The sequence below is a fragment of the Candidatus Methylacidiphilales bacterium genome (genome assembly GCA_025056655.1).
In the GTDB taxonomy this organism is placed as follows: Bacteria; Verrucomicrobiota; Verrucomicrobiia; order Methylacidiphilales; family JANWVL01; genus JANWVL01.
Genome location: JANWVL010000022.1, coordinates 1 through 12719, shown reverse-complemented (window position 1 = coordinate 12719; position 12719 = coordinate 1). Strand labels below are relative to the sequence as shown.

At 56.6% G+C, this 12719-nt stretch carries 11 protein-coding genes, 1 pseudogene and 1 riboswitch; of the genes and pseudogenes, 2 read left to right on the top strand and 10 right to left on the bottom strand.

The genetic code is table 11. The annotated features are described in order from the left end of the window. From NZM04_00945 to gpmI, 8 genes and pseudogenes are all read right to left on the bottom strand, one after another. Positions 1–554: UvrD-helicase domain-containing protein (locus NZM04_00945; protein ID MCS7062611.1), on the bottom strand; the 554-nt coding region annotated here is incomplete at its 3' end. 93 nt (positions 555–647) lie between these two features. Further along, positions 648–2564, bottom strand: a pseudogene (gene thiC / locus NZM04_00940) (phosphomethylpyrimidine synthase ThiC). Positions 2565–2736: 172 nt separating this feature from the next. Continuing rightward, entirely contained in the window at positions 2737–3093 is a 357-nt protein-coding gene (locus NZM04_00935) for a hypothetical protein (GenBank protein ID MCS7062610.1), read from the bottom strand. After that, positions 3090–3542 carry a hypothetical protein gene (locus NZM04_00930; protein MCS7062609.1) on the bottom strand — a complete coding sequence of 151 codons (453 nt, stop codon included), beginning with the start codon at positions 3540–3542 and terminating at the stop codon, positions 3090–3092. The genes NZM04_00935 and NZM04_00930 overlap by 4 nt, the downstream gene beginning before the upstream one ends. Beyond that, a riboswitch (TPP riboswitch) is annotated at positions 3531–3635 on the bottom strand. Its footprint overlaps the gene before it by 12 nt. 24 nt (positions 3636–3659) lie before the next feature. Then, positions 3660–5135 (bottom strand): hypothetical protein, encoded by a 1476-nt coding sequence (locus tag NZM04_00925; GenBank protein MCS7062608.1) that lies wholly within the window; start codon positions 5133–5135, stop codon positions 3660–3662. Further along, entirely contained in the window at positions 5132–6595 is a 1464-nt protein-coding gene (locus NZM04_00920) for a TolC family protein (GenBank protein MCS7062607.1), read from the bottom strand. Before NZM04_00920 ends, NZM04_00925 begins: the two co-directional genes overlap by 4 nt. Positions 6596–6607: 12 nt before the next feature. Next, complete coding sequence (gene glmS, locus NZM04_00915; GenBank protein ID MCS7062606.1) at positions 6608–8458, bottom strand: glutamine--fructose-6-phosphate transaminase (isomerizing); 1851 nt, start codon at positions 8456–8458, stop codon at positions 6608–6610. Positions 8459–8462: 4 nt separating this feature from the next. Next, positions 8463–10016 carry a 2,3-bisphosphoglycerate-independent phosphoglycerate mutase gene (gene gpmI / locus NZM04_00910; GenBank protein MCS7062605.1) on the bottom strand — a complete coding sequence of 518 codons (1554 nt, stop codon included), beginning with the start codon at positions 10014–10016 and terminating at the stop codon, positions 8463–8465. A 197-nt stretch (positions 10017–10213) separates the two neighbouring features. Between gpmI and NZM04_00905 the strand changes: the two genes are divergently transcribed. Beyond that, a complete protein-coding gene (locus tag NZM04_00905) occupies positions 10214–10876 on the top strand; it encodes a cytochrome c oxidase subunit 3 (GenBank protein MCS7062604.1) in 663 nt (220 codons plus the stop codon). Next, a complete protein-coding gene (locus NZM04_00900) occupies positions 10863–11450 on the top strand; it encodes a PH domain-containing protein (GenBank protein MCS7062603.1) in 588 nt (195 codons plus the stop codon). The genes NZM04_00905 and NZM04_00900 overlap by 14 nt, the downstream gene beginning before the upstream one ends. A gap of 4 nt (positions 11451–11454) precedes the next feature. Here NZM04_00900 and hemA read toward each other — a convergent pair whose 3' ends face one another. Then, positions 11455–12534, bottom strand: a complete 1080-nt coding sequence (gene hemA / locus NZM04_00895; protein MCS7062602.1) for a glutamyl-tRNA reductase — start codon at positions 12532–12534, stop codon at positions 11455–11457. Next, positions 12531–12719: hypothetical protein (locus NZM04_00890; GenBank protein ID MCS7062601.1), on the bottom strand; the 189-nt coding region annotated here is incomplete at its 5' end. The genes NZM04_00890 and hemA, both read right to left, overlap by 4 nt.

Genomic DNA, 12719 nt, shown 5'->3' with positions numbered 1-12719 from the left:
TCATCGGAGTGAGTATGGCTAAAACCGAGACTTTTGGTAAGGTCGGACAATTCAGCTATTTGGGAAGCTAAGTGGTATTGTTCGGAGAAAGTTATATTGGGGCTCCAATTGATTGAATTCCTAATGGTTTTGACAAGGAGAGGCCAGTTAGACTGGGGGGTGGCTAGTATGTGGCTGGGAGAAAATTTTTTGATTATTTCATAGGCGAATGAATTTATTGTGCTTACATGCAATGCATTGAGAGTCGTTAATCCTATCTCTGTTGCACGTTGTCGGAACTCCTCGACTGCAGCGTTGGTGTAGGTGAAACTTAGGATACGAGCTGAGGGGTTATTTTTTAGGATATGGATGGTTTTGGCGATGAGACTTCTTGTCTTTCCTGCTCCTGCGGGAGCGATGACCCGAATGAATCGTTTCTTTGAGTTGATGAGTTTTCTTTGGAATTTATCGAGTTTGAACTCCGGTAGGCGAAAGTCCTGCTGATCTGGGATTATTGCCTCCGAATAATCTTTCGAGCATAGAAGGGCAAGCTTTCTGACATCTACTACTTCCATGATTTAAAAGTAGTCAGCCCGAACGGCTCGTAAAGCTTAAACAATTTTCAGCGGGGACCTGTGTAGACAAGAAGGCCGAATAGATGGATGGGATTAGGTTTGTTGGTAGATTTCTGCGCCGGCTTGGAGGAACAGTTTTGATTTTTCTTCCATGCCTTTTTGAAGGGCGTCTTGTTCGGTGATGGCGTGTGCGGCGGCGTATTGGCGGAGGTCTTCGGTGATTTTCATGGAGCAGAATTGGGGGCCGCACATGGAGCAGAAGTGTGCGGTCTTGGCGGATTGGTGTGGGAGGGTGGCGTCGTGGTAGGCGCGGGCGGTGTGGGGGTCGAGGGCGAGGTTGAATTGGTCTTCCCAGCGGAATTCGAAGCGGGCTTTGGAGAGGGCGTTGTCGCGGAGTTGTGCGGCGGGGTGGCCTTTGGCGAGGTCGGCGGCGTGTGCGGCGATTTTGTAGGCGATGACGCCGGCTTTGACGTCGTCTTTGTTGGGGAGGCCGAGGTGTTCTTTGGGGGTGACGTAGCAGAGCATGGCGCAGCCATACCAGCCGATGAGGGCGGCGCCGATGGCGGAGGTGATGTGGTCGTAGCCTGGGGCGATGTCGGTGGTGAGTGGGCCGAGGGTGTAGAAGGGGGCTTCGCCGCACCATTGGAGTTGTTTGTGCATGTTTTCTTCGATGAGGTGGAGGGGGATGTGGCCTGGGCCTTCGTTCATGACTTGGCAGCCGTGTTGCCAGGCGCGGCGGGTGAGTTCGCCTTGGATTTGGAGTTCGGCGAATTGGGCGGGGTCGTTGGCGTCGGCGATGGAGCCTGGGCGGAGGCCGTCGCCGATGGAGAAGGAGATGTCGTAGGCGGCGCAGATTTCGCAGATTTCGTCCCAGTGGGTGTAGAGGAAGTTTTCTTGGTGGTGGGCGAGGCACCATTTGGCGATGATGGAGCCGCCGCGGGAGACGATGCCGGTCATGCGGTGTGCGGTGAGGGGGATGAAGCGGAGGAGGACGGCGGCGTGGATGGTGAAGTAGTCGACGCCTTGTTCGGCTTGTTCGATGAGGGTGTCGCGGTAGATGTCCCAGGTGAGTTCTTCTGGGCGGCCGCCGACTTTTTCGAGGGCTTGGTAGATGGGGACGGTGCCGATGGGGACAGGGGAGTTGCGGAGGATCCATTCGCGGGTGGCGTGGATGTTTTTGCCTGTGGAGAGGTCCATGACGGTGTCGGCGCCCCAGCGGGTGGCCCAGCGCATTTTTTCGACTTCTTCTTCGATGGAGGAGGCGAGGGCGGAGTTGCCGATGTTGGCGTTGATTTTGACGAGGAAGTTGCGGCCGATGATCATGGGTTCGAGCTCGGGGTGGTTGATGTTGGCTGGGATGATGGCGCGGCCGGCGGCGACTTCTTGGCGGACGAATTCTGGGGTGATTTCTGGTGGGATGCGTTGGGGGAAGCGGCGGAAGACGGATGGGGTGTGGGGGTCGGTGCCGTTGCGTTGGGCGCTGCCGGTGTGTTGGGTGTGGAGGTGGTTGCGGTGGGGGTTGTGGGCGAGGTCGGCGAGTTGGGCGCGGCCGAGGTTTTCGCGGATGGCGACGAATTCCATTTCTGGGGTGATGATGCCTTGGCGGGCATACCAGAGTTGGGTGACGGGGTGACCGGCGGAGGCGCGGAGTGGGCGGCGACGTGGTGCGGTGAGGCCTTCGAGGCGGTAGCCGGGGTCGTCTTGGCGGCGGGTGTGGTGGGTGCGGCCGTGGGTTTCGGAGAGGTAGCCGTCGTCTTCGGGGCGGATGGGGCGGCCGTCGTATTCGGCTACGTCGCCTCGGGCGAGGATCCAGGGGCGGCGGATGGGGGGTAGGCCTTGTTCGACGGTGCCACGGTAGTCGGGGTCGCCCCAGGGGCCGGAGGTGTCGTAGAGGCGGAGGGGTTCGTTGACTTCGATGCGGCCGTCGGTGTAGTGGGTGGGGGTGAGGTGGATTTCGCGCATGGGGACGCGGATGTGGGGGTGGAGGGTGCCGTGGATGTAGATTCGTTGGCCTGTGGGGTGGTCGGTGGTGGGGGGGGTGGGGGTGGTGTTTGGGGTGGGGTGGGTGGGGTTATGGGTATTGGCGCCGGTGGAATGGTGTCCTCCAGGGGTGGTATTGGCGCTGGTGGAACGGTGCTCTGCAGGATTGGCGCCGTTGGAACGGCGCCCTTCAGGGGTGGTGTTAGGGGTGGGTGGGTTCATGGTGTGTGGGGGTTTGGTGTTGTGGGTTGAGGTGTGGGGGTTGTGTGGTTTTTGTTTCGTGGAAGAAGTGACCGAAGATGGGTGGGATTTCGCGGCGGATGGTGCGGAGGGTGTGGCCGAGTGTGCGGAGCTGGGTGTCGAGGAGGGGTTCGGGGAGGGGTGAGGAGAGGGCGAATTCGATGATTTGTTTTTGTGCTAGGAAGCGTTCGCGGTAGGGGTGACGTGGGTCGGTCCAGTGGGCGGTGAGGCGTGCGCGCCAGGTGGGGTTTTTCCAGAGGATGCGGGCGGAGCGGAGGCGGGCGATGTCGTCGAGGGGTTCGAGGGAGAGGGTGGTCATGGGGAGAGTAGGTGTTGTTGGGTCCATTGGATGTGGAGGATGTCGCGGGGTTCGTTGCGGAGGCGTTTTGGGACGATGAGGTCTTGGGGTGCTGGGACGGTGACGGTGAGGAGGCCGTATTTTTTTTGTGAGGCGCGTGTGGGCCAGTCGTGTGGGAGGTGGTGGAGGGCTTCGGTGGGCATGAGGTTGACGTGCCATCCGTGGCGGAGCTCGAATTCTGAGCCGATGAGGGCTTGGTAGCAGTGGGCGATGACTTCTTCGTCGTCGGAGATGGGGTCGATGTCCATGCTGTTTTCTGGGAGTGGGATGTGTAGGCCGCGTTGGGCGGCGTGCCAGAGTAGGGCGCCGGAGCCGATGAGGATGAGGGAGGCGGGTTGGGTGAGGGTGGCGCTGAGTTCGTTGAGCCAGTCTTCGACTTGGTGTGGGAGGTGGAGTTGGCGTAGTGGCATAGGTTTCCCTTCGCCGGCATTACCCGGATCAGGTTCGACGGGTCTCCCGGGTGGAACGGGACTCTCAGCCTTGCGGCTCCCCGATTGGTGTTAAGTGTAGCAGGGTGGGCGCAGGCGTCAAGGGGTGGGTTGTGTGGGGGTGGTTGTGGGGTGGGATGCGGAGAGGGTTGGGTGGATGGGGGGTGAGGAGGAGCGTTTGTAGGTGAGGGTGATGAGGCGGCCGGCGAGGGTGTCGAGGGTGAGGCGGGCTTGGGCGTGGAGGGTTTTGAGGTGGAGGGTGTGGAGGGCGTGTTGGCGGGCGAGGAGGAGGTGGTCGAGGTATTGGCGGTGGGTGATGAGGCCGTCGTGGAGTTGGCGTGAGATGGGGTGGAAGGGTGGGGTGAGGTGAAGGGTGCGGGCTTGGTGGTGGAGTCGGCGGAGGGATTGTGCAGTGGTGGTGAGGGTGGAGTGGGCATGGCGCCAGGAGCGGTGGTAGTGGTTTTCCCAGTGTGTGAGGAAGTGTGTGGCTTGGGTGCGGGAGGCGCGAGCGGAGTGGAGTGCGCCGGCGCGGTCGCGGCCGTCCCAGATGAGCCAGTGTAGGCGGGTGCCGAGGGCGAGGCGGGATTGGGAGGGGGAGCGGCGGTTGGAGGGTTCGTTTTCGTCTTGGGATGGGGAGAGGGATTGGATGGGGGGGGGGAGGTCTGGGGCGGTTTCAAGGCGTGTGAAGGCGTGGAGGGTGGGGAGGTGGGAGTATTCTAGGGCGAGGATTTCTGTGTCGGCGGCCTTGAGGAGGGCGAGGATTTTTTTGTATGCGGGGCGGGCGTGCCATGGGGGTGGGGAGGGTGGGTAGGGGGAGTGGGTGGGGGGTGTGTCGGTGGGGAGGGCGGCGAGGCGGTCGAGGAGTGTGCGGGGGAGACGGTGGATGGGCTGGGAGGTGATGGTTTCGAGTTGGGCTTGTGCGCGGTAGAGGGAGATTTGGGCTTCGTGGAGGCTGAGCTGGAGGGAGTGGGCTTGGGATTCGGCCCAGGTGAGGTCGTATGTGGGGATGCGGGCTGCGTCGCGGAGGGAGCGGAGGGTGTGGAGGTGGGAGAGGAAGAGGTCGGCGAAGGAGGATTCGATGCGGGTGAGGTGTTGGGCGGCGAGGTATTGGGTGGTGGCTTGGCGGAGGAGGTGGAATTCGTTTTCGGCGGTGGCGAGGAGGTTGAATTCGGCGGCTTCGAGGTGGTGGAGGGTGGCGCGGGTGCGCGCTTGGGTGGGGAGGTCGAGGAGGGAGTGGTGGATGTGTGCGTCGATGAGGAGGGGGAATGAGATGGCTTGTGCGGAGAGGCGAGGGAAGAGGGAGGCTTTCCATTGGATGAGTTGGCCGAAGTGGGAGATGATTTGTTGGGAGGCGATTTGGATGGTGGGGGATTGGTTGACGAAGTGATTGAGGAATGCGTGTGGGGTGGTGGGCGGGGGGGATGTGGAGTGGGGGGACGGGGATTGGGCTGTGGTGGTGATGGGGGGGAGAGGGGTGAGGGTGAGAAGGAGGGATAGGAGGATGTGCTGGGGGGAGATGGGGTGTGGGGGTTGAGGAGCGGTGGGGTGGTGGATTGGGAGGAGGTGGGGGGTCATTGTTGTGAGATTTTGAGGGAGGAGGGGTGGATGTGGATAGGGGGATGGCCGATGAGGCGGTCGAGTTGGGTGTAGGCGACGAGGAGGCGGTGGAGGGATTTGAGTTCGTGGAGGCGGGCGCGGGTGAAGTCGAGGTTGGCTTGGAGGAGGTCGAGGAGGGAGAGTTGGCCGTGGGCGTGGGAGTCTTGGGCGAGGTCAAGGGCTTGCTTGGCGAGGGAGACGTTTTGTTGTTGTTTTTGGAGGATGTAGTGGAGGGAGAGGATTTCTGAGGTGAGGAGGCGAGCCTGGGCGTGGGTGTGTTGGAGCCATTGTGTTTCTTGGGTAGCAGCGATATCGGCTTGGGCTTGGGCTTGGAGGATTTTGCCTTGGGCGAGGAATCCATCGAAGATGTCCCAGCGGGCGAGTATGCCGAAGGCGATTTCTTGTGTGGTTTGGAAGAAGGATGGGCGTGTGGATGGGGGATCGGAGTGGCGGGTGCGGGTGCTGACGAAGGCGTCGATTTTGGGGTAGAGGGCGGAGCGTTCGATGGCGATTTGGTGTGAGGCGATGCGGGAGAGGTTGTGGAGGCGTTTTTTTTCGGCGCGTTTTTGGATAGCTGTGGTGAGGGATTCTAGGTTTGGTGGGCGACGAGGAGGTGAGGGGAGTGAGGGGGGGAGGTGGGAGAGCTTGAGGTGGGAGGGGTAGAGGTGGTGTGGGAGGCCGATGAGTTGGGCGAGGTGGAGGAGGAGTCGGTAGGCGTCGTTTTTGAGGGAGTCGAGTTCGGGGATGATGTTGTTGTAGGCGACTTGGGTGCGGAGGAGGTTGAAGCGAGGGGATTGGCCTGCATCGAAGAGGGCTTGTTGGCGTGCGATTTCTTTTTTGAGGACGGAGAGGGCTTGTTCTTGGGCTTGGATTTCGAGGTTGCGGAGGATGAGGGTGTAGTAGGTTTCTTTGATTTGAGCGATGAGGTCTTGGGTTTTTTCTTCGAGGAGGAGGAGTTGATTGGAGTGGTGGAGATTGGCGATGGCGATTTTGTTGGGGTTGGCTCCGCCGGAGTAGAGGGGGTGGTGGATGTAGAGGTGAATGATCCAGTAGTCGTCGAGGCCTGCTATTGGGGGAGGGGATTGGTTGAAGAGGTTTTGGTCGCGGAGTTCGATGCGGGATTCGAGAGAGAGCTTGGGGTAGCGGACGGATCGAGCTTGGATCTGGGCGCCAACGGCTTTTTCGATTTCTTTGCGGGTGATTTGGAGTTCGAGGTTATGCTCGAGTGCGTGCTCGATGAGAGATGGGAGGTCTTTTGAGAGGGGTGAGGGTGGGTCGGGGGTGGGTTGGGGTGGGGATGTGGTGGCGGTGAGGCAGTGAGGGGTGAAGAGGATGATGGAGAGTGTGACGAGGAGGGGTAGGATAGGCGGTGGGGGGTGTGGGATGAAGGTTGGGGTAAAAAGCGGTTGGGTTTGGGTGTGGGTGGGCTTGAGGCGCATGCTGGGGGGTAGTCATTCAACTGTGACGCTTTTGGCGAGGTTGCGAGGTTTGTCGGGGTCGCAGTTGGTGAGGATGGCGGTGTGATAGGCGAAGAGTTGGAGGGGGACGACTGCGAGCATGGGTGTAATGTATTCTGGGGCTTGTGGTATGGTGATGACGTCGTCGACGAGGGAGCGTATGGATTTGTTGCCTTCTGTGGTGATGGCGATGACGGGGCCTTGGCGGGCTTTGATTTCTTGGATGCTGCTGATGTTTTTTTCGTATAGGGAGTCTGTGGGGGCGAGGATGATGGAGGGTGTTTTTTTGTCAACTAGAGCAATAAATCCGTGTTTGAGTTCTGCGCACGGCAGTCCTTCGCATGGGATGTAGGTGATTTCTTTCATTTTGAGTGCTCCTTCGAGGGCGACGGGGTAGAGCGCTTGGCGACCTAGGAAGAGCATGGATTTGGATTTGAGGTAGCGTTTGGCGATGTCTTTGATCTCTTCGCTTTTTTCGAGGATTTTTGCGATTTGTTGGGGCACTTTTTCGATGGCTTCGAGCATTTCTTGGCCTTGTGTGGCGGAGATGTGACGCATTCGTCCAAAGATGATGGCGAGTAGTAGTGTAATCATCACTTGGGCTGTGAAGGATTTGGTGGCTGCGACGGCCATTTCTGGGCCGCTGTGCATGTAGACGCCACCGTTGCTTTCGCGGGCGATGGTGCTGCCGACGCGGTTGCAGATGCCGAGGACGCGGAAGCCTTTGCGTTGGGCTTCGCGCATGGCGTTGAGGGAGTCGATGGTTTCGCCGGATTGACTGATGACGAAGCAGAGGGTGTTTTCGTCTAGGGGTGTGTTGCGGTAACGGAATTCGCTTGAGAAATCAACTTCTGCAGGGATGTGGGCGATTGTTTCTAGTAGGGATTCACCGACCATGGCTGCGTGGCGTGCTGAGCCGCAGGCTAGGAAGAGGATGCGTCTGACGGATCGCATTTCTTGAGGTGTTAGGTTTAAGCCGCCTAGCTTGGGAGTTGCGGCTTCGTGGTGGAGGCGGCCGCGGAAGGCATTCATGATGGCTTGGGGTTGCTCGAAGATTTCTTTGAGCATGTAGTGTGGGAAATTGCCTTTTGAGGCTTCGGCGTCTGTGATTTCGACTTGGCTGATTTCGAATTTGGATTCGCCTCGTGTGAGGGAGGAGATGTGGAATTGATGGTCTTGGATGCGGACGATGTCGTCATCGTTGAGGTAGACGACTTTTTGGACGTGTGCGGCTATGGCTGGGACGTCGCTAGCCAGGAAGTGTCCTTCTTCGGAGATGCCGAGGATTAGTGGGCTGCCGCGTCTTGCACCGATTAGGCAGTTGGGATGGTCAGCGTGGATGACGGCTAAGCCGAAAGTGCCTGTGACTTCGATGAGGGCTTTTTTAATAGCTTTTTCGAGTCGATCTGGGTCGTTGGGGTCTGTTTGTTCGTAGATGTGGCCGATCCAGTGTGCGAGGACTTCGGTGTCGGTTTGGGATTTGAATTTGTGACCTTGTTTTGTGAGTCGCTCTTTGAGTGTGGCGTAATTTTCGATGACGCCATTGTGGACGAGGGCTAGTTTGCCGGATTGGTCGGTGTGGGGGTGGGAGTTGATGTCGCTTGGGACACCGTGTGTAGCCCAGCGAGTGTGGCTGATCCCGAGGTGACCGGGGAAATGACGATCACCGATATATTTCTCGAGGTCGCGGATTTTTCCTTTGCGTTTGACGATTTTTAGATTGTTTTGGGGTCCTAGGATGGCGATTCCGCTGGAATCGTAGCCTCTGTATTCTAGGAGACGTAAACCGCTGATGAGTAGAGGTTGAGCTTCTTTATCTCCGAGGTATGCGACGATTCCGCACATAGGCTTATTTTCTTTCGATGAGGCTCGACCCGGTCATTTCAGCAGGTTTTTGGAGCCCTAGCAAATCTAGAAGTGTGGGGGCAACGTCGGCTAGTATTCCGTTTTTCAATCGGATGCGATTAGCGTCGTGGCCGACGTAGAGGATGTGGACGGGGTTGGAGGTGTGTGCTGTGTGGGGTGAACCGTCTTCGGCGATCATTTGTTCGCAGTTTCCGTGGTCGGCGGTGACGATGGCGCATCCTTTTTGATTGAGAACTTCGGTGAGGACTTGCTTTACGCAAGCGTCGACTGCTTCTACGGCTTTGATGGCGGCTTGGAGAGAGCCTGTGTGGCCGACCATGTCTGGGTTGGCGTAATTTAGGACGAGGACGTCGTAAGGTTTTTGGCGGATTCTTCGTAAGACGGCTTCTGTTAGTTCGTATGCACTCATTTCTGGTTTGAGGTCGTAGGTGGCAACTTTAGGTGAAGGCACCATTTCGCGTTCTTCTCCTGGATATGGGGTTTCATTTCCGCCGTTGAAGAAGTAGGTGACGTGTGGATATTTTTCGGTTTCAGCCATTCGAAGCTGGCTTAGGCCTGCAGTGCTGACGACTTCGCCGAAGATGTTTTTCATGCTTTGGGGTGGGTAAAGGCAAGGTAGTTTGTATAGGGGGTCGTATTCGGTCATTGTGAGGAGTTCTACGCGAGGGCGGTAAGTTCTGGGGAAGCCGTTGAAATCATCTTTTAGGATGGCTTCGCAGAGTTGTCGTGTGCGGTCGGCGCGAAAGTTGATGAAGAAAATGCCATCGCCGTCTTTGATCAATGGGCTTTCGCCGGGGAGGATACGAGTTGCGGGGATGAATTCATCTGTTTTTCCGGCGGCGTAATAATTTTGTAGTGTTGTGACTGGATCTGTGCATGTGTGGGTGCCTTTGCCGGAAAAAATTAGTTCGTAAGCTGATTGGATGCGCTCCCAGCGTTTATCGCGATCCATGGCGTAGTAACGGCCGACTAAGCTTGCAATTTCACCGATGCCGATCTGGCGTGTTGTGCGGATGAGATCGTCGAGGTATTGTGCTCCTCCTGTGGGAGAGGTGTCGCGGCCGTCTGTGAAGGCGTGGATAAGCACTCGGGTGAGGCCGGCTTCTTTAGCGGCTTGGAGAGCAGCCTTGATGTGGTCGAGGTGGGAGTGGACGCCTCCATCGGAGACCAGTCCCCAGAGGTGTAAGGTGGCGTGACGTGTGCGAAGGGAGTGGAGGAAACTTAAGAGCGTTGGGTTTCTGAAGAATTTTTTTGAGGCGATATCCTGATGGATGCGGGTGAGGTCTTGGTAGACAATGCGTCCTGCGCCGAGGTTGAGGTGACCGACTTCGCTGTTACCCATCTGACCTTCGGGAAGGCCGACATCGAGGCCGCTTGCGCTGAGTGTTGCCATGGGGTAGTGCGCGTAGAGGTAGTCGTGATAAGGTGTGGCAGCGAGCCGTGTGGCATCGCCGATTTTTTCTGGGCTTAGATGGGATTGAGCTTGGATGCCCCATCCGTCGCGAATGATGAGGGCAACTAGGCGTTGTGATTTCATCGGGCTCTTATGCCGCGCAGATTGGTGGATGACAAGCGGCAAGGAAGGCTGTAGGTAGGGAGGATGCAAGAAGGGAAGATGCAGGAGATACCGGAAAGCGTGCGCCGTAGGAATCGGGTCACGTTGCTTGTTTTAATTTTGGTCGCGGTGATTATCTTGAGCGTTGCTTTTTGGTTTATCCTTACTAAGCAATAGGCATGAATACGACGGCGCTCCCTGTAGTTGCTGAGAGTGAAAACAGCCACAGCAGTCGAGCCTATGCAATTACGGCTCGCTTTGGGATGTTCATCTTCTTGCTGTCTGAGGCGATGCTGTTTTTGGGATTGATTGCGGGTTATGTTGTTCTTTTCATTAGCAATCTTTCGACATGGCTTCCTGAATCGGGCGCGTATTATCATTTGGAATGGCCACTTTCATGGATGAATTGGTTGATGATTCTCAACACGGTGTTGCTTTTGGCTAGCAGTTGGACGTTTCATCTTTCGGAGGTTGCGCTAAGAGGTGATCGCGCGGATCGGGCTTTAGGTTGGTTGACGTTGACGACGATATTGGGTGTGATTTTCCTTTGTGGGCAGGCGTTTGAGTGGTGGCACTTGAAGCATGAGGGGCTTTGGATTAATGAAGGGGGTCTTTATGCGGCGACGTTTTTTACCCTGACAGGCTTTCACGGTGCTCACGTTGCGATTGGGATCGGGCTGCTATTGTGGGCGTGGGTTCGCTTGCTGACGGGCAAAGTGACGGCAACGCGGTATGTGATGTTTGAGAACGTGGGGTTGTATTGGCATTTCGTGGATATTGTGTGGGTATTTGTGTTTTCGCTGTTGTATGTCGTGCCGTTTGTGATTTATGCATTCCGATGAAACGGGATCTCCTGGACAAGTAGAAGCGTCTTTTGTTTCAGAGCCGAGGTCGGTGGTGAGTGAGGCGGGGGGTGAGCGGACGGTATGGCATGGGCATCCTAGTCATCTGATCAATGCTAGGTATCATGCTTTGACATTGGGTTTGTTTGCGGTGGTGCCGCCTTTGCTCAAGGGGGTTTTTGATTTGCTTCAGTGGCAAGAAAAAACAGAGTGGTATTGGTTAATTCTCTCTCCGATTCTTTTGCCGGTTTTATTTTACTCGATGTGGAAAGTGATTGAGGTGCAGTGTCATCATTACATTCTGACTACTGAACGGCTGCGGCAAGTGAGGGGAGTCTTTACCAAACGCACTGAAGAGGTGGAGCTTTATCGCGTGCGCGATACGGAATTGATCGAGCCGTTGTTGATGCGATTTATCGGTGCGGGCGATGTGATCGTTATTTCGGGGGATGCTACGGCTCCGCGATTTGTGGTGAGGGGGATTCGTGATGCGCAACATTTTCGTGAATTGCTGCGAGCTCAAGTGGAGGCCTGCCGTCGGCAAAAGGGTGTGAGGGAGTGGCAAGTCGGGTGATGGATTAAGCTTTGAATTGAGGCGAGAGTTGCCAATCCTTTGCTGGTGTAGGGTGAAGAGGTGAGGGGTGATAGTTTTTTTCTAGCCATTGGATAAAACGTGCGGCGTGGGGAAGGAGAATTTCTTTGGCTTTGGCGATTGCGGCCTGGCGCTGTAGCATGTTGTTTTGTGCGATGAGAGCTAGATCATCGATGTTGTAGAGGTAGATGTTTTCGATCGAGTTTACAGCTGGATCGATATTTCGTGGAACAGCTAGATCGATTAAAAAAAGTGGGTGAGGCGGTGCATGCGGAAAATCGGCTGCTTGGATGAGGTGGTGATGCGCGGAGGTTGAAGCAATCACAATATCTACTCGATGCAGCCAGGTTGGCCAGGCCTCCCATGCGATGGGGGTAGCCTGGGGGATATCGCAAGAGATGGCTTCTGCGCGGTCGAAGGTTCGGTTGGCGACTAGAATTTTTTGTGCTCCGCGCGAATGAAGGGTGCGAAGGGTGCGGTGGCTGATTTCGCCAGCGCCGAGGAGGAGGATAGTGCAGGTGAAGAGGGAACTAAAGATTTTTTCAGCTAGATCAGCAGCGACTGTGGCGATGGATACGTTACCCGCTGTGATCGTGGTGCGAGCACGTGCTTCTTTGGCTGCGTTAAAGGCAGATTGAAACAGGCGATGGGTGATTTTTTGCGTGAATCCTGCTGCGGTCGCGAGAGCGTAGCTTTGTTTGATCTGGCCAAAAATTTCTGTTTCTCCGATAACCATGGATCGTAAACCTGCAGCGAGTTCAAAGAGGTGTATGACGGCATCTGCCCCTGTGCAGTGAAAAACGTGAGGGGTGAAGTCTCGGCCATGAAGCAAGCTGAGATACCTTGGCCAAACTTGGATGGCCTCATGGGGATGGGAGGTAACGGCGATGACTTCGACGCGGTTACACGTCGAGATGAGAACTGCTTCGGAGAGTTGAAGGTGGCGACTGACTGACTCGAGGAAGGAGGGAGTTTTGTCTGCTGATACTGCTGCTTGCTCGCGAATTTCGATCGGTGCGGTGTTATGGTTAAGCCCGACACAGATCAAAGTAGGAAGCGCATTCATAGCCCGGCTGAAAATCCTTGTAACCAGTTTAATGCTGCGATGCTTGCAATAAACGCGAGAATAAGCAAGCGGGCAATTGTTTTCGCTGAGAAGAGGCGACGATGGCTTGCGTAAAGGAGCAGCAGATAAAATAAGGCGAGAATAAGATGCGCGGAGAATTGTATCGAGGGCATCTGGGATTGAAC

Bases quoted from the DNA above. Each gene is read 5' to 3' on its own strand.
- NZM04_00935 (MCS7062610.1), bottom strand. From the start codon at position 3,093: ATGACCACCCTCTCCCTCGAACCCCTCGACGACATCGCCCGCCTCCGC.
- NZM04_00930 (MCS7062609.1), bottom strand. From the start codon at position 3,542: ATGCCACTACGCCAACTCCACCTCCCACACCAAGTCGAAGACTGGCTC.
- NZM04_00925 (MCS7062608.1), bottom strand. From the start codon at position 5,135: ATGACCCCCCACCTCCTCCCAATCCACCACCCCACCGCTCCTCAACCC.
- NZM04_00920 (MCS7062607.1), bottom strand. From the start codon at position 6,595: ATGCGCCTCAAGCCCACCCACACCCAAACCCAACCGCTTTTTACCCCA.
- glmS (MCS7062606.1), bottom strand. From the start codon at position 8,458: ATGTGCGGAATCGTCGCATACCTCGGAGATAAAGAAGCTCAACCTCTA.
- gpmI (MCS7062605.1), bottom strand. From the start codon at position 10,016: ATGAAATCACAACGCCTAGTTGCCCTCATCATTCGCGACGGATGGGGC.
- NZM04_00905 (MCS7062604.1), top strand. From the start codon at position 10,214: ATGAATACGACGGCGCTCCCTGTAGTTGCTGAGAGTGAAAACAGCCAC.
- NZM04_00900 (MCS7062603.1), top strand. From the start codon at position 10,863: ATGCATTCCGATGAAACGGGATCTCCTGGACAAGTAGAAGCGTCTTTT.
- hemA (MCS7062602.1), bottom strand. From the start codon at position 12,534: ATGAATGCGCTTCCTACTTTGATCTGTGTCGGGCTTAACCATAACACC.